This window comes from Chelativorans composti (assembly GCF_039541695.1).
In the GTDB taxonomy this organism is placed as follows: domain Bacteria; phylum Pseudomonadota; class Alphaproteobacteria; order Rhizobiales; family Rhizobiaceae; genus Chelativorans; species Chelativorans composti.
In genome coordinates, this window is the sequence record NZ_BAABGS010000014.1 from 1 (window position 1) to 20,309 (window position 20,309).

The 20,309-nt window shown below is 62.4% G+C and carries 18 protein-coding genes, 1 tRNA gene and 1 pseudogene; 13 read left to right on the plus strand and 7 right to left on the minus strand.

Features of this window, described 5'->3' with window-relative positions; translation table 11 throughout:
• Window positions 1–884: 884 nt before the first annotated feature.
• The 3 genes from ABD906_RS03985 (at window position 885) to ABD906_RS03995 (ending at window position 3,200) form a co-directional block, all read left to right on the plus strand.
• The gene (locus ABD906_RS03985) at window positions 885–1,226 is read left to right on the plus strand and encodes a hypothetical protein (RefSeq protein WP_345098339.1); all 342 of its coding nucleotides are present in this window, start codon (window positions 885–887) and stop codon (window positions 1,224–1,226) included.
• 630 nt (window positions 1,227–1,856) lie between these two features.
• Window positions 1,857–2,432 (plus strand): metallophosphoesterase, encoded by a 576-nt coding sequence (locus ABD906_RS03990; protein WP_345098340.1) that lies wholly within the window; start codon window positions 1,857–1,859, stop codon window positions 2,430–2,432.
• A 3-nt stretch (window positions 2,433–2,435) separates the two neighbouring features.
• Window positions 2,436–3,200, plus strand: a complete 765-nt coding sequence (locus ABD906_RS03995; RefSeq protein WP_165278818.1) for a metallophosphoesterase — start codon at window positions 2,436–2,438, stop codon at window positions 3,198–3,200.
• A gap of 400 nt (window positions 3,201–3,600) precedes the next feature.
• On the opposite strand, the gene ABD906_RS04000 is transcribed toward ABD906_RS03995, so the two are convergent.
• From ABD906_RS04000 to ABD906_RS04015, 5 genes and pseudogenes are all read right to left on the minus strand, one after another.
• Window positions 3,601–5,208: a site-specific integrase gene (locus ABD906_RS04000; protein WP_345098341.1), complete on the minus strand. Its 1,608-nt coding sequence runs from the start codon at window positions 5,206–5,208 to the stop codon at window positions 3,601–3,603.
• Window positions 5,209–5,225: 17 nt separating this feature from the next.
• Window positions 5,226–5,507, minus strand: a pseudogene (locus ABD906_RS16085) (DUF6538 domain-containing protein); the annotation flags it as partial.
• Between the two features lie 90 nt (window positions 5,508–5,597).
• Window positions 5,598–5,688 (minus strand) — tRNA-Ser (locus ABD906_RS04005).
• Between the two features lie 551 nt (window positions 5,689–6,239).
• Window positions 6,240–7,079 carry a hypothetical protein gene (locus tag ABD906_RS16140; protein ID WP_486303681.1) on the minus strand — a complete coding sequence of 280 codons (840 nt, stop codon included), beginning with the start codon at window positions 7,077–7,079 and terminating at the stop codon, window positions 6,240–6,242.
• A 283-nt stretch (window positions 7,080–7,362) separates the two neighbouring features.
• Window positions 7,363–9,354, minus strand: coding sequence for a lytic transglycosylase domain-containing protein (locus ABD906_RS04015; protein ID WP_345098343.1), 1,992 nt, complete (start codon window positions 9,352–9,354; stop codon window positions 7,363–7,365).
• Between the two features lie 319 nt (window positions 9,355–9,673).
• Between ABD906_RS04015 and dapA the strand changes: the two genes are divergently transcribed.
• Both dapA and smpB read left to right on the plus strand, forming a co-directional pair.
• The gene (gene dapA / locus ABD906_RS04020; protein ID WP_165278814.1) at window positions 9,674–10,555 is read left to right on the plus strand and encodes a 4-hydroxy-tetrahydrodipicolinate synthase; all 882 of its coding nucleotides are present in this window, start codon (window positions 9,674–9,676) and stop codon (window positions 10,553–10,555) included.
• A gap of 233 nt (window positions 10,556–10,788) precedes the next feature.
• Window positions 10,789–11,259: an SsrA-binding protein SmpB gene (gene smpB / locus ABD906_RS04025; RefSeq protein WP_165278813.1), complete on the plus strand. Its 471-nt coding sequence runs from the start codon at window positions 10,789–10,791 to the stop codon at window positions 11,257–11,259.
• 41 nt (window positions 11,260–11,300) lie between these two features.
• Here smpB and ABD906_RS04030 read toward each other — a convergent pair whose 3' ends face one another.
• Window positions 11,301–11,972 (minus strand): uracil-DNA glycosylase, encoded by a 672-nt coding sequence (locus ABD906_RS04030; protein ID WP_345098344.1) that lies wholly within the window; start codon window positions 11,970–11,972, stop codon window positions 11,301–11,303.
• Window positions 11,956–12,531, minus strand: coding sequence for an NYN domain-containing protein (locus tag ABD906_RS04035; protein ID WP_165278811.1), 576 nt, complete (start codon window positions 12,529–12,531; stop codon window positions 11,956–11,958). The genes ABD906_RS04030 and ABD906_RS04035 overlap by 17 nt, the downstream gene beginning before the upstream one ends.
• A gap of 298 nt (window positions 12,532–12,829) precedes the next feature.
• Here ABD906_RS04035 and rpoZ point away from each other — a divergent pair, with 298 nt between their 5' ends.
• The 8 genes from rpoZ to recO all read left to right on the plus strand — a co-directional run bounded on the left by rpoZ (window position 12,830) and on the right by recO (window position 20,276).
• A complete protein-coding gene (rpoZ, locus tag ABD906_RS04040; RefSeq protein WP_345098345.1) occupies window positions 12,830–13,213 on the plus strand; it encodes a DNA-directed RNA polymerase subunit omega in 384 nt (127 codons plus the stop codon).
• 213 nt (window positions 13,214–13,426) lie between these two features.
• On the plus strand, window positions 13,427–15,664 hold the full coding sequence (locus ABD906_RS04045; protein WP_165278809.1) for a RelA/SpoT family protein: 2,238 nt from the start codon (window positions 13,427–13,429) through the stop codon (window positions 15,662–15,664).
• Window positions 15,665–15,982: 318 nt separating this feature from the next.
• Window positions 15,983–16,516, plus strand: a complete 534-nt coding sequence (locus ABD906_RS04050) for a DUF2062 domain-containing protein (RefSeq protein ID WP_345098346.1) — start codon at window positions 15,983–15,985, stop codon at window positions 16,514–16,516.
• Window positions 16,517–16,541: 25 nt separating this feature from the next.
• Window positions 16,542–16,961 (plus strand): holo-ACP synthase, encoded by a 420-nt coding sequence (gene acpS, locus ABD906_RS04055; RefSeq protein WP_345098347.1) that lies wholly within the window; start codon window positions 16,542–16,544, stop codon window positions 16,959–16,961.
• Between the two features lie 87 nt (window positions 16,962–17,048).
• A complete protein-coding gene (gene lepB, locus ABD906_RS04060) occupies window positions 17,049–17,792 on the plus strand; it encodes a signal peptidase I (protein ID WP_345098348.1) in 744 nt (247 codons plus the stop codon).
• A gap of 10 nt (window positions 17,793–17,802) precedes the next feature.
• The gene (gene rnc, locus ABD906_RS04065; protein WP_165278806.1) at window positions 17,803–18,507 is read left to right on the plus strand and encodes a ribonuclease III; all 705 of its coding nucleotides are present in this window, start codon (window positions 17,803–17,805) and stop codon (window positions 18,505–18,507) included.
• Window positions 18,504–19,436 (plus strand): GTPase Era, encoded by a 933-nt coding sequence (gene era, locus ABD906_RS04070; RefSeq protein WP_165278805.1) that lies wholly within the window; start codon window positions 18,504–18,506, stop codon window positions 19,434–19,436. The genes rnc and era overlap by 4 nt, the downstream gene beginning before the upstream one ends.
• 105 nt (window positions 19,437–19,541) lie before the next feature.
• On the plus strand, window positions 19,542–20,276 hold the full coding sequence (gene recO / locus ABD906_RS04075) for a DNA repair protein RecO (RefSeq protein WP_165278804.1): 735 nt from the start codon (window positions 19,542–19,544) through the stop codon (window positions 20,274–20,276).
• The last annotated feature ends 33 nt before the right edge of the window (window positions 20,277–20,309 follow it).

The following is a 20,309-nucleotide window of genomic DNA, read 5'->3' on the forward strand; positions in this document are numbered from 1 at the left end:
CACCGCGCGCTCGCGCACTTCAGGGGAAAACGTGTTCGTCGTCTTGCTCATGATGCTCCATCCTACTCAGGAGTTGGAGCCTCCGGTAAACCCGGCGCGGTTCAGGATCGCAATGGAGTCGCCTGCGGGAGAGCGACAATGACACGGCCAATCAGGAAGGAGAGCCCGAACGTCCGCTTTCCGACACGCACTAGATCCCGTGTAGTTCGGACATGAGGGCCCAGACCAGACGTCTCGGCAACAATGCCAAGACGTCCGGTTTCGGGCTTCGGCAAAGCTTGTCCCGTACGTCTGAGATGGGGCGCAAAGCAGTCATTTGCGACCACGTTCCGATGCTCGCTTCGGGTTCAGGCAAAGTTTGCCCAGTGAGAATTAATCCCAGGCCTGGTGGAGCACACAGGCAGGTACGCCACGCCAACAGGAGGCTCGATCTAGTTCTCGGGACTTGGGCACGCCTCCTGATGCCGTCTTCCGCGCAGCAAGCAGAGCTTATTGCCTACTGATGTGCGCCGACGACACGGCACATCGCCTCAAGTCGCCCGCAAGTTCAGATGCATTGCTGGCAACCTGAAACAATTTGCGTTATTTCGATTCAGAATTCTGGACACGCGTTACATTGCAAACGGCGTTTGCCGAGGCGTCGTCCGCAGGGCCAAATTTCGTTGAGATGAAGTGAATGAAGTGCCTGCACGTTATCTTAATGCGAAAAAATTTGCGGTAATCGGATTCAAGGATCGAGAACGCGGATTCAGAATTGCTGAGACCTGATTCCAAACTCGAAATTTGCGATTCAAGGCTGGAGGAGTGCGTTAAGGAACGAACGGCGTTTGTCGCTTGCAAGGCCGGAGTTGATCCTGATCACGTGACCAACGACGGAGGGTACCATGGCACGAGATCAGGCAAAGCGATTGGAGACGCAACGTGTGCGGCAGCGGGAATATCGGGCGCGGCTCAAGGCGGAACGCCGTCCGAGCAACGAGGATCTCGCGCGGGCGCTTCTTGACGTCACGCTGACCCAGCACCTTAAGTTGGGACGCTATGAAGACCTGTTCCGCATCATGGATCTCGTTGCAAAGCGTTTGCAGGACGTAGGCTTCTCCAGGAAGGCCACACGGGCCGTCTGGTTCGACCTGCAGGATCGCTATGACAGGGGCTGGTCGCTCCTGCGTCAGCGGATCTCGCTTGCCGAGTTGCACACGCTGCGACGCGAGGATGGGGACGACTGATCAGTTGCTTTGGCTCGGGTTGTCTGCGTTCAAGCGGATTGTTTTTGACGTCCGCAAAAACGGCGTTATCGTTTTGGGGGCACTAGTCTCCCCATTACTCCAGAAAACGCCGTTTACCCGGAAAGCGATCCAGGAAGCTGATGAAGAGGAATAGCGGGTAGCCGAGTCCAGACCGGACGCTCGAAGTCCCACGCCATAGAGGCTGGCGAGAGATGCTGAGAGCAGGGCAGTTGTAGGTGGACCGGGACGGACAACCACAACTCGCGCTCCGTGCACGGTTAGGCATTTGCTATCTTGGGACGCTCATGCCATCTCCTCCTGCGCGTCCGCGGGCCTTCGAGGAAGACATATGCCGAGGAGATTCCCGAGCCGTCCGGATGGCTGCCAGCGCAGCCGTTGGCGCGAAGGAGGTATCGACGACAGCAACAAGGACGAATGTTCGTTCTGCGTGGGGAGTTGACGTCACGGCCACGAGCCCTGTATCGATCGCAAACTATTAGATCTTTCCCGTTACTGTCGGGAAAGCAGGAGAACGAAAACATGACGAGGCCCTTGAACCGAATAGCGATCTGACCGCCAGCGTCCCTTGCGGCGCGCCCGTCTACGCATTCAGTTTGAGGAGTACTCATCATGGCTTTCGTCACCAAGCGCTACATCGCCGACCTTCACTTCGGCCATCATTCGATCATCGCCAACTGTAACCGCCCCTTTGGCTCGACCGAGGAGATGGACGCGGAGATCGTGCGTAGGTGGAACGCCGCCGTGAAGAGCGACGATGACATCACCTATATCCTCGGCGACTATGGCCGTCCCGGTAAAGACGTGCTGGCGTACCGACGTTTGTTCCGTTCGCTGCGCGGCAAGAAGGTTCTCATCATCGGCAACCATGACGTCCGCAAGGACGGCAGTCTGGATCCCGAGATCGAGCGCCTTCCATGGTACATCCCGCCTCGGGACCTTCTCGAGGTGAAGGATGGCGGCCGTCGCGTGATCCTGTGCCACTACGCGCTCAGGACGTGGCCCGCGTCGCACTACGGCAGCGTCCACTTCTACGGCCACAGCCACGGAAGGGTGCCCGGCGTTGGTCTTTCCCGTGACGTTGGCGCGGACATGCCTGACGTCGCCTTCACGCCCCGCACTTTCGCTGAGCTGACGAAGGGCTGGGTGTGGCATTCCGCCGAGCCGGCGGAAGGGCGAAGGAGGTGAGCTGTGAAGCTTTGGGTAATCAGCGATCTGCATCTGGAGTGTGATCACTTTGTCATGCCTGACCCCTTGCCTGAAGCGGACGTCTGCGTAGTTGCCGGAGACATCCTGCCCGGGCCGCTCATTGCGCTCGGTTATCTCGAGCGCTTCATTGGCAAGCACATGCCTGTGGTTTGCACCCTGGGGAACCACGACTTCTACAGCCACTCACTGCTGGAGGGCTCGGAGTGGGCGAGGAAGCGTGCCCTCAAGAGCAAGCGCGTCCACCTGCTCGACAACAGCAGCGTGGTGATCGGCGGAGTTCGCTTCATCGGCTGCACCCTCTGGACGGACTATGAGCTGGACGGCGACGCATCCTACTCCATGAGCTTGGCTTCCCTTCAGATTTCCGACCATCACCGCATCCTCTGGAGGCAGCTGCCCGAAGCGGAGCCCTTCACTCCGGAGAAGGCTCGGGCGCTGCACATGCACTCTCGGGACTGGCTCACGGGCGAGCTGCTTAAGCCCTTCGACGGCCGGACTGTGGTGGTCACTCATCACGGCCCCAACCCGGGGAGCGTCCATCCCCGCTACGAGAACTCTGCCGTGAATGGAGCCTTCGTCAGCGACCTGTCGTCACTTATCGAAGCGGGCCGCCCTGACCTATGGGTACACGGCCATGTCCACGATACGTTCGACTACCGCGTTGGCAGCACGAGGGTGGTGGCCAACCCCAAGGGCTACAGAAACGAGAATCCGCTCTTCGACCCTGCAATGGTCATCGACGTCTGACGCGGCCGACCTGCAGCCTGCGCCACCGGAGCATGATAACTACGCAAGTGAGATGGCGACATCTTCGGGAGCAGGCAGTAAAGGCCGCCTTTGCGGCTCTTGATGGTGGTGAGTTTTACACTGATCCTCTGATCGAGGTCCCAGAGGACGTCTCAAGGGCATGAGGCAGTGGGAGCAATTGCTTCGTGACGCCCACGACTGCAGAGGCGGTTCCCCACCTCATTCCGACCCAATCCAACGACTTCCTCATGAAACCCCGGGCAACAAGTAAGGCGATGTCAGCGATCGGCAAGCCTCACTTGTTGCCCACGGGGGGGACAAAGGGGGAAGGGGCACATCGTCCTTTGCCATCTGACTGCGCTGCGGTGAAACAAGACGGAGCCCACGAGCGGCGCAGCTGTCACTTCTTCTTGCGTCCGGACGTCCGCTTGGCGCTGGCCAGCTTGTCGAAATCGAGTCCCTTGAACATAGAGTAGTCGACGCCCTCCATCAGCCCGACATGCGCCATCTCACGCGCTCGGCTCTCGCTGATCGCCCGGAAGCCATAGAGGTCGTGCTCGTCGCTGAGGGTATGTCCCGCCTGGAGCTTGCGGTCGCGCGCGTCCACCTTGCTGTCGCGCATCATTTCGATGTAACCTCCCCGAAGCGAATGAAACACCTCCTTGTGCTTGCCCGTGATGCCCGCCCGTTTGAACAGGCGCGCCATGTAGGAACTCGCGCTCTTGGAGGGATCGGCGAGTCGCATCAGTTCCGGGAACAGGAAGCCATCACCTTGCGAGGTCGCCCATTCCACAAAGCCGATCTCCCGGAGGAAGTCATGCAGGACGAAGAAGGTCGTGCTGGCCTGCGTTTTGATCGGCACCCGTTGCCAGGTTTTGTTCACCTTTATGATGCCGTTGGTCTGCGCGACCCAGACACCTTCGTACTTTTCCCGAATATCGGCCCCGGTGAGGTGTACCAGCAAGCCAAGCCTTCTTCCGGTCAAATGGCCGAGAAGGGGCAGCATGGCCTCATCGAGGAAACCGCGCCCGACGCCAGCGGCGAAGATATTGCTTAACTGCAGGGCGCTGAGCGGTTCCCTGGGCTGGCTGGGAGTGGCGGTGTCAGGGTAAGAAATGGTCACACCAGCGAATGGGTTGGGATAATCGTACACCGCCATTCGCGAGCGGATCACTGCCTTGACGGCTCCTACATACCCTTCGCGAAGGGATTTTCTCGCCAGGGGCTTCCGGGACAGGTCTTGATTCATGGCGATGATTTCCCTGGCGGACAGGTCCCTGGGGCGGTCCTTTTCCTTGGCGGGCCAGTACTTCAAGAACTTGACGTAAGCCTGCAAGTCCGCAGACGTGTATGTGTCGACCGGATGGTCGCCAACGAGCTCGACGAAGAGGTCACATCGGTATCGAGCGGTCTTGATGTCGGGATTGTCTTCGCCGGATTTTACGGCCCTTGCCTCGAAATACTCGGCCGCGATGGAACTGAACAGCGGCTTGGAGGAGGCAGGTCGAGCAACCGTGCGGCGGTCAAGCTCAAAGGCCGGGACGGGTTGCCTCGGTGCCGCCTTCGGCGAATGTGAGGGAGCGGGCGGCTGGGCAGCGGGGCCAAGCGCGTCTATGCGGGATTCAGGCGCAGGTGGCGCGGCCTTCGGGGCTTCGCCACTCGTGCCGACTGTCGTCGCCGTTGCCATAGCTCGATCGGCGCCTTGAACCTTCGCCACGTAGCGGGCCTTCAGCAGATCGGCATTCTCGATGATTAGTGGATTTCCCGCAGGCCCCTTGGCCACCTCGCGCGCAATGCCTACCAGACCTCGCAGACCCTCGAGCGCCGCCTCCTGATGTGGCGGAGACGGCGGAGCCTCTCCGGAAATCACGGACGCCATGGCCTTCAGAAGATAACCACGCGCCTCGGCCAGCACTTCCAACGGCGTCTCACCCGTGAATTGTGGTGCGCCCGGTCCGTAAGCTTCGCTGCGGCTGCTCGCTCCGTCTTCGTCTTGCCCGTTTGCCAACTTTCTGTCCTCACTCCCTCAAAGAAGAGGCGGGCATGAGCCGCCATGATGTCCGCCCGGATGCGGGCCTGCCTCGCGGTCAGCGCGCCGAGGCTGACGCGGACGAGGGGAAGCTCGTGGCCGCAAAGGTCCTTCGGAACCCTAATCTGGAAGATGTAAACGGAACCTGATCGCACGAGGTACCGTCCGGCCCCTGTGCCGCGCGGACGTTTGGAGGATGCTTCCCGGGCCGCCGAACGCGTCCTCCCGAGCGATACTTCGGGCGATACATTCAGCGATACTTCTGACGATACATCCATGGCACAGGCACCCTCATTTGGGTTCCCAGCCTGGAAATCATGTCGGGAAAACAGCGTCTTGCGCGTAATTGGCGAAGAGTGGATTCGCCGTGGCGGAGAGGATGGGATTCGAACCCACGAGACCCTTTTGGGGTCTACTCCCTTAGCAGGGGAGCGCCTTCGACCACTCGGCCACCTCTCCGGTGAGGCCTCGATTAAAGAAATCCGGCGCCACAATCAACATCCCTTCTGCTCTTTCTCGATCTTTTTATGTGCGGAACTATCGCTGCCCGCGCCGCAGGCACAGACCCGGCCGGAGTACCAGTCCGCCTTGTTTGACCTTAAGGCAGGAACTGGAGTCGGGTCAGAGCTGATTCTGTTAAGATTCTCGAATCAAAGGCCGATTCCGCGGCGTAAGCCGTACCTGACCTGTCCCAAACGGTTACGTTTGTTAACAAACTCTTACTGCGGTCGCCCAGATCGTGGCATTTCTGCAACACGGATTTCAGATCAAGACCGGAAGATGGCGTGAACGTGGCAAAGACGGTTGAACGGAACTTCGTGATGGGTAATGTCGGTTTCAGAGAAGGGGCGTAAGCAACTTTTCACATTCTGGGGATGGGGCAGGGAACGCTGTCCTTCAGTATGAGCCCAGACCCGTAATTTGAACTTTTGACTGGAGGTCAGAATTATGAACATCAAGAGCCTTCTTCTTCTTGGCTCCGCGGTCGCCTCGGTGAGCTTCACCGGCGCTCAGGCTGCTGACGCAATCTTCGTTCCGGAGCCGGAGCCCATGGAGTACGTCCGCGTTTGCGNGACTGGGCCGAGGGTGACGATGGCTGGCGCAAGTTCGGCCGTGCGAACGTTGAGCTCGACGCCCGTTCCGAGACCGAGCTCGGCACGCTCCGCAGCTTCATCCAGGTCTGGTTCAACCAGAGCTCCGGCTTTCGTGGCTTTGTGGACGAGGACGATGACCGTCACAGCAGCGGCGTTACCCTGCGTCAGGCTTTCGTCGAGCTGGGCGGCCTGTTCTTCGGTATCAAGACCACCCTCTGGGATGGTGACCTCGACGGCGAGTACGACTACTGGGGTTACGACAGCCGCGTCCACACCGTTGGCTACAACTTCGCCTTCGGTAACGGCGTGAACGTTGCGCTCGCTCTCGAAGAGTACGACTACGACTATGACTACAAGCCGAACGTCGTCGGTAAGGTCGGCATCTCCCAGGGCTGGGGCAGCCTGAACGTTTGGGGCGCCTATGACGCCACCGCTGAAGAGGGCGCTGCCAAGGCCATCGCCAAGATCAAGCTGGCGGATCCGCTCGAGCTGCAGCTCGCTGGCGTCTACGCCTCCGGCGTAAGCCAGTACAGCCCGTATGACTACAAGTGGGCCGCTGGCGCTCACCTGAAGTACAAGGTCAACGAGAAGCTGGCTCTCGGCTTCGGTGGTGAGTACTTCGGTGACAGCTTCGTGGATGGCTACAACGACTGGGCCCTCGGCGCCGTTGTTGACTACGAAGTCGTCAAGGGCTTCGCCTCCAAGCTGGCCGTCAACTACTACGATGGCGACAGCTTCGAGTCCGGCGACAACCACTGGGGTGGCTTCCTCCGCCTGCAGCGCAACTTCTAATCTGACCTAGAAGTTGACAGTTCAGTGGCCCGTGGGAAACCCACGGGCCATTTCTTTTTTGCGGACAATTTCATCCACGGCTTGCTTGGCATGCGAAGACAGGAGCAGGCGCCGTATCCGGCATCCTTCTCGGCACAGCGCAATCAAGCGGAACGGCACCGCCAGCCCGAGGGGAACGTCTCGCGCCGGAGCCGTCCGTCTTTCAGCGATCGGGTGAAGAACCGGTTCCGCCGTTTCCGGGAACCGCTTAGGGATTCCCGTCCCCGGTTGGGCCCGGAAGCCGGCGGCCGTGGGTCAGGTCCTTTTCGATCTCGAAACTGCCGGAAAGCTGGAACTTGTAGACCTGATAGTTTTCCATCACCCGCTGGACATAGTTGCGGGTCTCGGCGAACGGAATTCTTTCAATCCAGTCGACGACTTCCTCTATCGACCTGCCGCGCGGGTCGCCATAACGCTCGATCCACTGGAGCGCGCGCCCGGGTCCGGCGTTGTAGCCGATGAAGGTCAGGATGTAGGAGCCCTCGAAGCGGGCGAGCTGCTCATCCAGATAGGCGGCACCCAGGGCCGCACTGTAGCCGGCATCCGAGGTCAGCCGGACGGGCGAGAAGGGTAGCCCGGCCTTGATGGCCACTTCCCTTGCCGTTCCGGGCATGAGCTGGAGCAGGCCGCGCGCACCGGCGCTCGATACGGCGCCGACGTTGAACTCGCTTTCCTGGCGGGCAATGGCATAGGCGAGCGCCTCGCCCGCGCCGGTGAGTTCGGCATTGCGGGGGATAGCGCCGACGCGATGCGTAAGCGCGCCGACCGAGAGGCCGCGCGTGGCTCCGGCCTTGGCAATGCGCAAGGCCAGATAGTGATTGCCGGATTGCTCCGCCATCTCCACAAGCATTGCCAACTCCTCAGGCGTCGCAAGGTCGTCGGCAAGATCGCGGGAGAGCTGCGTGGCCAGCTGGCCGAAGCCGAGTTCGTCCAGAAGGCGAATCGCGCGGACCGGCTCGCGGAACGCGAAGGCGGCGCGGTCCCGATCGGAGATCGACGGCGAGGTCAGTGGCAGGAACGTATTGCCGAGCCTTGCCGTCGCAAGCTGGCCGTAGAAGGCTGTCGGGTGGTGCGCCGCCAGCGCGTAATGCTCCTGCGCATCCAGGTCCGGCGCGCCTGCCTCCGCCGCGCGGCCGAGCCAGTAATGGGCTCGCGCCTGGGTGATGGCGCCGCTCGCCACCTCGGCGATGCGCCGGAAGTGAGGGACGGAGCGGGCGGGATCGTTCAGGAAGCGCAGGGCTAACCATCCCGCGTGGAAGGCCGCGTCGGCCTGGGTCACGGGCTTGCCGCCGTGCTGGGAGGCCGCAATCCTGTAGGCGAGGTCGAACTCGCCCTGATCCAGGAGTTCCCGGCTCAGCGCCCGCCGCTCCGCCCACCAGGCATCCGCATCCACGTCAGCGGTCTCGGCAGGGGGAATGTCCAAGATAAGTTTCGCGGCGGCCTGCAGCTCACCCTTGCGGCGCAGGTGGCGCGCCTTGAGGAAGGTCCAGGCCGCCTTGCGCTGCACCGCCGGTACGGCCTCGATCAGCTGCGCCGCCTTGGAATCGTTGCGCTCCACGGCCTGCCATGCGGCTATAAGCTTGCCCAGCCCGGAGAGATGCTCGATGCGTCTGGCAGCCGAAATCTCCTTCGCGTACAGCATGCGCTCGGTGCGGAAACGGTGATCCTCGGAGGTGAGGAGGGAACCGAATTCGTCGAGGATGAGGCTTTCGTGACGGGGCGAGAGGTTTTCCGTCCGCCACACCGGGGCGATCAGGGCGCGGGCGGCGTCCGGGTCGTCGCCAGCCAGACGGGTCCGGGCCAGGAGAAGCTTGCCCTCCAAGGTGCGGGGCGTTTCCAGAGTCGCGGGGTCAACCCCGGCTTTGGCGTCCTCGCGGAAGAGCGCGCGTTCCAGCGCCGCCTGCAGGCGATGGTGGCCGGGCCAGCCTTGCAGCTCAGCCATGGCTTCAGCAATTTCGTCGCTCGTCACGCCCCGGTTGCCGGACGTGGCGATTGCCCAGGAAAGCAGCTTGTGTTCGACAGCCCCCTCGGAAAGCTCGCTACGGGCGGCGCGTGCCGCGTCGACATCGCCATCAGCGAGCGCCCGGAGGCCGGCCTTCAGCTGCTGACGTGCGGCATCCGGATTGAACAGGCGGCCGAAGAGCGCGGACACCGAAGCGGACAACGGTTCCGACGGAAAATAGGGGCGTAGTTCGGGCAATGGAGCCTCGTCCGGAAGCTCGATTGCGCGAGCCGGAACAGAAGCTGACAGAAGCGCGAGCGCTACGACGATTTTCCGTAACGGACCCACGCGAGAAACACCTTTTTCATCGGCCCAAAAAAGGATATCAACGCCCTCCGAAGCAAGTCTTCGCATGGGGAAACATGCGGTTGCGTTTGTCGCACGTAACAGCATTGTCTCTTTTACGCAGAGTTCTTGCAGCGTCAGAATGGCAATACTATGGTGCCGCGCCTGTCTTCGGCAGGCACCGGGTGCCCCGGAGGAGGGCACTGATTTCACTTCAAGGAGTTAAGTTCGCATGTTCAGGGGTTCCATCACAGCGCTCGTGACGCCATTCCGTCAGGATGGGAGCCTGGACGAAAAAGCCTTTCATGACCTGGTCAATTGGCAGATTGACGAAGGGACGAATGGCCTCGTTCCGGTCGGCACGACCGGGGAGTCGCCCACGCTAAGCCATGAAGAGCATGCCCTTGTCATCGAGATGTGCGTGCAGGCCGTCGGCGGCCGTGTTCCGGTGATCGCCGGCGCCGGATCCAATTCGACGCGGGAGGCGATCTATTTCGCCGAGCACGCGGAGAAGGTGGGCGCGGACGCGCTTCTCGTCGTCACGCCCTATTACAACAAGCCGAACCAGCGCGGGCTCTACGAGCATTTCGCGGCCATCGCGCGGTCGGTGTCGCTGCCGATCTTCATCTACAACATCCCGCCGCGCTCGGTGATCGACATGACGCCCGAGACGATGGGGCGCCTGCGCGCCGATTTCAAGAACATCGTCGGCGTGAAGGACGCGACCGGCAAGCTCGAGCGGGTGACCGAGCAGCGCCTCGCCTGCGGTCCGGACTTCATCCAGCTGTCGGGTGAGGATGCCACCGCGCTTGCGTTCAACGCGCATGGCGGTCAGGGCTGCATCTCGGTGACGGCCAATGTCGCGCCGCGTCTGTGCGCGGAGTTCCAGAAGGCGTCGCTCTCGGGCGAAAGGGATCGGGCGATCGAGCTGCAGGACCGACTGATGCCGCTCCACAAGGCCCTGTTCATCGAGCCGAACCCGGCGGGCGTCAAGTATGCGCTCTCCCGCATCGGCAAGATCAACAACGTGCTGCGGTTGCCGCTGGTGACGGTCGCGCCGGAGACGGCCGAGCGGATTGACGACGCGCTGAGGCACGCGGGACTCCTGAACTAGGGTCGAAGCCGGAGCGGTTCCAGGAAGAGCGGGAACCGGTTTTCCGTGGGGGACTGCGACCAAGAATGGTGTGCGGTCCCAGGAACACGGAAACCGTTTTCCGCCTGGAACCGACAGACAGACGGAGCGCGGTTCCGGAAGTAGCGGGAGCCGGATCATTGGGAACCGCGAAAAGCAGAGGTCAGGACGGTTCGGCGTTTCTGTGAAAGTCTGAACTGTCCTATATAGGCGATATGTCCAAGCAGAATCCGAACATCAAGATTGTTGCCGACAACCGCAAGGCCCGCTTCGCCTACGAGATCGTGGATACGCTCGAGGCCGGTCTGGTGCTGACCGGCACGGAGGTGAAGTCGCTGCGGGAGGGACGCTCCAACATTCAGGAGTCCTACGCTTCCGTAGAGGACGGAGAGCTCTGGCTTATCAACTCCTATATTCCCGAATATTTCGCCGGAAACCGGTTCAACCACGAGCCGCGCCGCAGGCGGAAGCTACTGGTCAACAAACGCCAGCTCGCGAAGCTGGCGCAGGCCGTCGAGCGCGAAGGCATGACCATGGTTCCGCTCAAGATCTATTTCAACGAGCGGGGCAGGGCGAAGCTGGAGCTGGCGGTCGCCCGCGGCAAGAAGCTCCACGACAAGCGCGAGGCCAGCAAGGAACGCGACTGGGAACGCGAAAAGGCAAGGCTTCTCAAGGAGCGGTACTGAACCGCTCCTTTTCCTCTCCGTCATTCCCCAGGCGAGGGCCCTCAGACCGCCCGGTCCAGGTATTTCCGGGCGCTCGCAAAGACGTTCTCGAACATCTCCGTTGTGAGCTTGCCGGTGTTGGTGTTGTAGCGGGAGCAATGATAGCTCGCGAAGATGCGCACATTCCCCGCGTCATGCTCCCCGCCGTGGGAGAAGGGGAGGAGCTTCACGGGGAAACCCAGCGCCCGCACCGTGGCCTGATGGGAGATCGTGCCCAGCGTCACGATCGCCGCGAGATTCGGGAAGCGGCGAATGGTCGGCTCGAGGAAGTTTTTCCGGCAGGTGTTGACCTCCGCGCCCTCCGGCTTGTTTTCCGGCGGCACACAGCGGACCGCGTTGGTGATGGCCGCGTCTATCAGCTCAAGGCTGTCATCGGGCCTTGCCTCGAAAACCCCTTTCGCGAAACCGTACTTGATCAGCGTGGAATAGAGCAGGTCGCCGGCATAGTCGCCCGTGAAGGGACGCCCCGTCCGGTTGGCGCCCCGGACCCCGGGAGCGAGACCCACGATCAGCAGGCGAACGTCCTCGACGCCGGCCCTCGGGACGAAGGTCGGTACCGGCCCGTTGTACCAATCCGGCTCCCGCGCGCGCCATTCCTCAAGGAAGGCGTAGAGGCGCGGGCAAAGCGGACAGCGATAAGGCGGGTCTGCTGTCAGTTCACTCGGCGTTGTCAAAGCCCGGGTCAGTCCTGCGCGCCGGGCGCTCGGACGGCTCCCGGCCAACTTCATGTTGCAATGAAGCCAAGTCTATAAAGCTGTCGGCCTGGCGGCGCAACTCGTCCGAGATCATCGGCGGCTGCGACTGGATCGTCGACACGATGCTGACCTTGCGGCCGCGACGCTGCAAGGCTTCCACGAGCGTGCGGAAGTCACCGTCACCGGAGAACAGGACATAGTGATCGACCACGTCGACCAGCTCCAGGGCGTCGATCGTCAGCTCGATGTCCATGTTTCCTTTGATCTTCCGGCGCCCGGCGGAGTCCGTGAACTCCTTGGCGGGCTTCGTCACGACCTTGTAGCCGTTGTAGTCCAGCCAGTCGATCAGCGGGCGGATCGACGAGTATTCCTGATCCTCCACCAGCGCAGTGTAGTAGTACGCGCGAAGAAGATAGGCGCGCTTCTGGAAAGCTGTCAGAAGCTTTCGATAGTCGATGTCAAAACCTAGCGCACGCGACGTGGCATACAGATTCGCGCCGTCGATGAACATTGCGATCTTTTCGCGCGGATCAAACATGTGGCAACAATCCCTTCATGAGGCAATCGGCATTTTTCTCAATGGCTGTTGGGGGGCGCTGCCGCCACGCTCCAAGCAAATGTTGATATTGCCATAGATAGTACGCTATTGAAATGTTGCCAATGGTGGATAATTTAGCATCCATAAGATTAGTGGCGACAACACAACAGTAATGGGCGACTTGCCTGCATTTCCTCAGCGCAAGGGATGTCGCAGGCGAGGGTGCTTGTGTTTTCCGTCAGGAAAAGCTATGGGTCGCCCGAGTCTTTCCGACATATGCGAATGAAAGGGGCAAACCATGGCCCGCGTCACCGTAGAAGATTGCATCGACAAGGTTCCGAATCGCTTCGAGCTGGTTCTGCTGGCTGCTCACCGGGCGCGGCAGATCTCCCAGGGCGAGATGATCACCGTGGACCGCGACAACGACAAGAACCCGGTTGTCGCGCTGCGCGAGATCGCGGACGAGACCCTGTCGCCGGATGATCTGAAGGAGGATCTCATCCACTCGCTGCAGAAGCATGTCGAAGTGGATGAGCCCGAGCCGGATCTGCCTGCCATCACCGACGAGAGCGACGATCAGTTCTCGCCGGAGGAGCAGATCACTTTCGACCGCATGAGCGAGGAAGAGCTGCTCGCCGGCATCGAGGGCCTGGTCGCTCCCGAAAAGAACGACGATTACTGAGAGCCGGCGCGAGCCGGCCCGTCTCTCCCGCAGGTTCCCACGGGCGGAAGAGACTGGAATTTCTGCGAAACGTATCTATCTCACGCCTCGAAAGTGATTGCTTTCGGGGCGTGAGACGTTTAGCTGCAAGATAATTGGAGCACTAAAGCATTGCGCCCGTCGGCGCGCGCGGCTCCGGCGGGCGACTATGGATTGCGTGGGGAGACAACAAGCATGATGCGTCAGTACGAGCTTGTGGAGCGCGTGCAGCGATACAAGCCTGACGTCAACGAAGCCCTCCTGAACAAAGCCTATGTCTATGCCATGCAGAAGCATGGCCATCAGAAGCGCGCTTCCGGCGATCCCTATTTCTCCCACCCGCTCGAAGTCGCCGCCATCCTCACCGACATGCGCCTGGACGAGTCGACGATCGCCGTCGCGCTGCTGCACGACACGATCGAGGACACGACCGCGACCCGCCAGGAGATCGACGAGCTGTTTGGCCCGGACATCGGCGCGCTCGTCGAGGGGCTGACCAAGCTCAAGAAGCTTGACCTCGTCTCCACCAAGGCCGCACAGGCAGAGAACCTGCGCAAGCTGCTGCTGGCCATCGCCGACGACGTGCGCGTGCTGCTGGTCAAGCTCGCAGACCGGCTGCACAACATGCGCACGCTCGACGTGATGCGGCCGGACAAGCGGCTGCGCATCGCCGAGGAGACCATGGACATCTATGCGCCACTCGCCGGGCGCATGGGCATGCAGGAAATGCGCGAGGAGCTGGAAGAGCTCGCTTTCCGCTACATCAACCCCGAGGCCTATCAGGCGGTCACGGAGCGCCTGAAGGAGCTGACGGAGCGGAACAAGGGCGTTATCAGCGAAATCGAGGAGGCCCTCGCCAAGAAGTTCGAGGAGCAGAAGATCAAGGCGGAGGTGAAGAGCCGCCAGAAGAAGCCGTGGTCCGTGTTCCGCAAGATGGAGACAAAGGCGCTTTCCTTCGAGCAGCTGTCCGACATCTTTGGCTTCCGGGTCCTGGTGGACAACGTGGAGGACTGCTACCGGGCGCTGGGCGTGATCCACAGCACCTGGCCGATGGTGCCCGGGCGCTTCAAGGACTACATCTCCACGCCGAAGCAGAACGACTATCGCTCCATCCACACGACCATCGTGGGTCCGTCGCGCCAGCGCGTCGAGCTGCAGATCCGCACGCGCGAGATGGACTTCGTGGCCGAATACGGCGTGGCGGCGCACACGATCTACAAGGATTTCGGATCGAAGACGCGCGCCGAAGGCCATCAGATCTCCAAGGACACCAATGCCTACGCATGGCTGCGCCGGACGATCGAGGCGCTGGCGGAAGGCGACAATCCGGAAGACTTCCTCGAGAACACCAAGCTCGAGCTATTCCAGGATCAGGTGTTCTGCTTCACGCCAAAGGGCCGGCTCATCGCCCTGCCGAGGGGCGCGACACCCATCGACTTCGCCTACGCGGTTCACACCGACATCGGCGACACCTGCGTTGGCGCCAAGATCAACGGCCGCATCATGCCGCTGATGACCGAGCTCAAGAACGGCGACGAGGTGGAGATTATCCGCTCGAAGGCGCAGGTGCCGCCGGCAGCCTGGGAGTCCATCGTCGTGACCGGAAAGGCGCGCTCGGCCATCCGCCGGGCGACACGCAACGCGATCCGCAAGCAGTACTCCGGCCTCGGCGCCCGCATTCTGGAGCGCGCCTTCGAACGCGCCGGCAAGCCGTTCTCCAAGGAGCTCCTCAAGCCCGTGCTGCACCGTCTCGCCCGCAAGGAGGTGGAGGACGTGCTGGCTTCGGTTGGCCGTGGCGAGCTCACGTCGCAGGACGTGCTGCGGGCCGTCTATCCGGATTACAAGGACGAGCGCGTGACGCAGAACCAGTCGGCCCGGGAGGAAGGCTGGTTCAACCTGCGCAACGCCGCCGGCATGCTCTTCAAGCTCCCCGGGCGGCTCGGCCGCAAGGGCAAGGGCAAGGACACGCCGTCCGGCAGCGACAACGCACTGCCGATCCGCGGCATCAATTCGGACCTGCCGGTCCGTTTCGCGCCGGAAGGGGCGGTGCCGGGCGACCGCATCGTCGGCATCCTGCAACCGGGGCAGGGCATCACGATCTATCCAATCCAGTCGCCCGCGCTGGTGGCTTATGACGACAAGCCCGAACTGTGGATCGACGTCCGTTGGGACATCGACGAGAACATGAAGGAGCGCTTCCCGGCCCGCATCGCCGTGGTTGCCATTAACGAGCCCGGCTCGCTCGCCGAGATCGCCCAGGTGATCGCCGCCAACGACGCCAACATCCACCAGCTGTCGATGACGCGGACGGCGCCGGACTTCACCGAGATGGACTTCGAGCTGGAGGTGTGGGATTTGAAGCATCTGACGCGGCTCATCTCTCAGCTCAAGGAGATCGACTGCGTGAGCGACGTGCGGCGCGTTCATGGCTGACGAAGGTCAGGCAGGTGCTGCCGGAGAGAAAATGCCGGTTGCCGGCCGCACGATGGCGGAGCGGGGCGTCGGCTGCGGAAGCGGCTACAGAATGCCGGTGGCCGCAATTTCGCCCGGAGACTGGTCCAGCATCCGCGCCCTGCGCATCCTGCCGGACCGTCTCATTGCATGTTACGCTTCTCATTCCGGAAAACGCAGTCGATAATGCAATAAGTTTCGGCTGCCTGCGCAGTTCGGCCAGGCGACCGCTTGAGGTGATACACTAAGGATATGCTGTTCGGGCAGAGAGCGAAGATCACATGGGGGGAGCGGATCAGGATGATGCTCTGGCCCCGGCGTTCGTTCCGCAGGTCGGCCCGCTACTTCATGGTCAAGGCCCTTCGTCTGCAAGGATCTCCCCATGCTGTGGCGGCGGGGCTGGCCATCGGCGTTTTCTGCACGTTCACGCCTTTCGTCGGATTGCATTTCCTTTTGGCCATCGTGCTCGCCTGGCTTGTCCGCGCCAGCGTCATCGCCGCCGCCACCGGCACGGCGCTCGGCAATCCGATCACGCTTCCCTTCATCTGGGGCGCCACACTCCAGGTGGGGCAGCTCGTCCTGCAGCAGAATCTCGAGACGGCGATCGGCGCCAACAGCCTGGGGAACCTTCTCCTCGATTTCGAGTTCGCCCGGCTCTGGGATCCGCTGCTGAAGCCGATGCTGGTCGGATCGGTGCTGCTCGGCGGCGTGGCCGCAGTCATCACTTATTTCCTTGTCTTCATGGGCATCCGTAGACTTCGCCGGCGCAGACGGACAGCGGGCCAGGCGCGCGCAACCGCGCGCATACAGCCGGACGGCTCACATCCCGGGTAGCCCACGTCAATGTGAAGGTAGGTGAATGATCATCGGTCTAGGCAGTGATATCATAGACATCCGGCGGATTGAGCGGACGCTGGAGAGACATGGTGAGCGATTCATCGGCCGCATCTTCACGGAGATCGAATGCCGGAAGTCCGAGGCACGGGCCCAGCGGGCCGCGTCCTACGCCAAGCGGTTCGCCGCCAAGGAAGCCTGCGCCAAGGCGCTCGGGACAGGCATGTCACGCGGGGTTTTCTGGCGCGACATGGGTGTCGTCAACCTGCCGAGCGGAAAGCCGACGATGGAGCTGACCGGAGGGGCGGCGCTCAGACTCAGGGCCATGGTTCCGGAGGGCATGCGTGCGGTCATCCATCTGACGATCACCGACGACTATCCACTGGCTCAGGCCTTTGTGGTGATTGAAGCTGTACCCGCTCTGCAGCAGGATGGCAAAGACTGACCTCGACCGCATTGCGGGAGTGAGTCGTAGCCGATAAGAAGGCCCAATTGTTGCGGCTGCAACGATAGAGCTGAGGAAAGAGGTAGCGTGGCTGTCAAATCGCGGAAACAGTCTGGCGGGATCGGTGAAACCGTCAGTGTCATCATTCAGGCGCTGCTCCTGGCGCTGGTCATCAGAACGTTCCTGTTCCAGCCCTTTTCGATCCCCTCGGGTTCGATGCGGCCAACCCTGCTGGAAGGAGACTACCTGTTCGTCACCAAGTGGGCGTACGGCTATTCCAACGCGTCCTTCCCGTTCAATCCGCCGCTCTTCTCGGGCCGCATCTTCGGAAGCGAACCGGAGCGCGGCGACGTGGTGGTCTTCAAGTACCCGCCGCAGCCCTCGCTCGACTACATCAAGCGCGTGATCGGCCTGCCCGGTGACCGCGTGCAGATGCGCGACGGGCAGCTCTACCTCAATGGCGAACCGGTACCGCGCGAGCTCGTCCGCCAGATCAACGACCCGGACATCACGGAGATGAACCGGCCGGTCGACGTCTACCGCGAGACGCTGCCCAACGGCGTGTCCTACGAGACGCTGGACCTGATCCCCAATTCGATCGGCGACAACACCCGCGAGTTCGTCGTGCCGGAGGGCCACTACTTCATGATGGGCGACAACCGCGACAACTCGACCGACAGCCGCTTCTCCGTGGGGTACGTCCCGGCGGAGAACCTGGTAGGCCGCGCCAACATCATCTTCTTCTCTATCGCCGGCGGCGCGAGCCCGCTCGAGATCTGGAAATGGCCGACGGAAGTGCGCTTCTCCCGCCTCTTCACATGGGTCCGGTAGGCGGCACGACATGGTAAAGCCGTTAAGGGACAAGGAGCTGGTCAAGGCCGTCGAGGAACGCATCGGGATCCACTTCAAGGATCCCCGCATCCTCGAAGAGGCGCTGACCCATTCCAGCGCCAGGGCAAGCGCGGACTACCAGCGCCTCGAGTTTCTCGGAGACCGGGTGCTCGGGCTCGTCATCGCGGACATGCTCTTCCGGAAGTTTCCGCAGGCGAGCGAAGGGGAGCTGTCGCTGCGCCTCAACGGGCTCGTCAATGCCGAGGTGCTCGCGCAGATGACGGACGAGCTCGGGCTCAGCAGCCTCATCCGCAAGGGCAGCGACGTGAAGGCGCTCGCCGCGCGCAAGCAGATCAACATGCGCGCCGACGTGATGGAGGCGCTGATCGCGGCCATTTATCTGCAGGACGGACTTGAAGGCGCGCGCGCTTTCATCCACGCTCACTGGGAAGGCCGCGCGATGTCCATCGGCAAGGCGCGGGCAGACGCCAAGACGGCGCTGCAGGAATGGGCGCACCAGGTCGCCGGCGATACGCCGCAATATGTGGTCGAGGATCGAAGCGGCCCGGACCACGACCCCGTTTTCACCGTCGCGGTGAAGATCAAGGGCGTGGCGGACGGTCGGGGCAGGGGACGGTCCAAGCGCGAGGCCGAGCAGCTCGCCGCCCAGGAAGTCTTGACCCGCGAAGGCGTATGGAAAGCATCTGACGCATGAATAACGAACCAGAAAACACAGCCGAAGGCACCGAGGCCCCCACGCGGTCCGGGTTCGTTGCGCTGATCGGGGCCCCCAACGCCGGCAAGTCGACGCTGCTCAACCAGCTGGTCGGCGCCAAGGTGTCCATCGTCACCCACAAGGTGCAGACGACGCGCACGCTGGTGCGCGGCATCGTCACCGAGGGCAGGACGCAGATCGTCTTCGTCGACACGCCGGGCATCTTCCGCCCGCGACGCCGCCTCGACAAGGCAATGGTGAGCACCGCCTGGGGCGGAGCCGGTGACGCCGATATCGTGGCGTTCCTCATCGACGCGGAGCGCGGCATCAAGGGCGACGCCGAGACGATCCTCGATAACCTCAGCAAGGTCCGCCAGCCCAAGGTGCTGATCCTCAACAAGATCGACCGCGTGAAGCCGGAGACGCTGCTGGAACTCGCGGCGGAAGCCAACAGGCGCGTTCCGTTCGAGCGTACCTTCATGATCTCGGCGCTCAAGGGATCGGGCTGCCAGGACGTGCTCAACTATTTCGCGGAGGCGCTGCCCGAGGGCCCCTGGTACTATCCCGAGGACCAGATCTCCGACCTGCCGATGCGCATGCTGGCGGCCGAGATCACGCGCGAAAAGATCTATCTCAGGCTGCATCAGGAACTGCCCTATTCGGCCCACGTGACGACGGAGAAATGGGAAGAGCGCAAGGACGGATCCGTGCGCATCGAACAGGTCATCTATGTCGAGCGGGAAGGGCAGAAGAAACTTGTGCTCGGGCACAAGGGCGCCACGATCCGCGCCATCGGTCAGGCCGCCCGCCAGGAGCTTTCGGAGATCCTGGAACAACCCGTTCACCTGTTCCTGTTCGTGAAGGTGCGCGAGAACTGGGGTGACGATCCGGAGCGCTACCGCGAGATGGGTCTCGAGTTTCCGGGCTGAGGCTCGGAGACTCTTGCCGCTCCCGCCGCGGTGCGGGCGCGGCGTTTCCTGGACACGTTTCCTGAGCCGGAGCGGCAGGATGGGGGCAAATTCGGGTTCAGGCTGATGGAGTGGCGCGATCAGGGCATAGTTCTGGGCACCCGGAAATACGGTGAGACCAGCGTCGTGCTGGAGGTCATGACGGAGGCGCATGGCCGCCACATGGGCCTCGTGCGTGGCGGGCGGTCCCGGCGCATGCAGCCCGCGCTGCAGCCAGGCAATCTGCTCGACCTTGCCTGGCGCGCGCGGCTCGACGAACATCTAGGCACGTTCCAGGTGGAGCCCCTGCAACTCAACGCCGCCCGCCTGATCGATTCGCCTGTCGCGATCTACGGGATCCAGACGCTTGCCGCGCACCTCAGGCTCCTGCCCGAGCGCGACCCGCATCCGGGTCTGTTCAGGGCGCTGGGGTTCGTCGCCGAACATCTCGGTGAGCCGATGGCCGGAGCCGTTCTGATGGCGCGGTTTGAGCTCGCGGTGCTCGAGGAACTCGGGTTCGGCCTCGACCTTTCCCAATGCGCACTCACCGGCGAGCGCGCCAACCTTGCCTATGTCTCTCCGAAGACGGGAAGGGCGGTGACGCGGGAGGCGGGCGCGCCGTGGGCGGACAAGCTGCTGCCCTTGCCCGCCATCCTGACGTCAACCGCGGAGACGGCCTGCGACGTGCAGGCGATCGGCGAGGCCATGGCGCTCACCGGCCATTTCCTGTTCCGCCATCTCTACGAACCGCGGGGTCTCCCCATGCCCGAAGCTCGCGCCGGGTTTATCGCAGCGGCGATGAGGGGGATGGGAGCTGCCTGAGCGGCCCCCCCTTTTTTCTGAGCCTGCTGAATC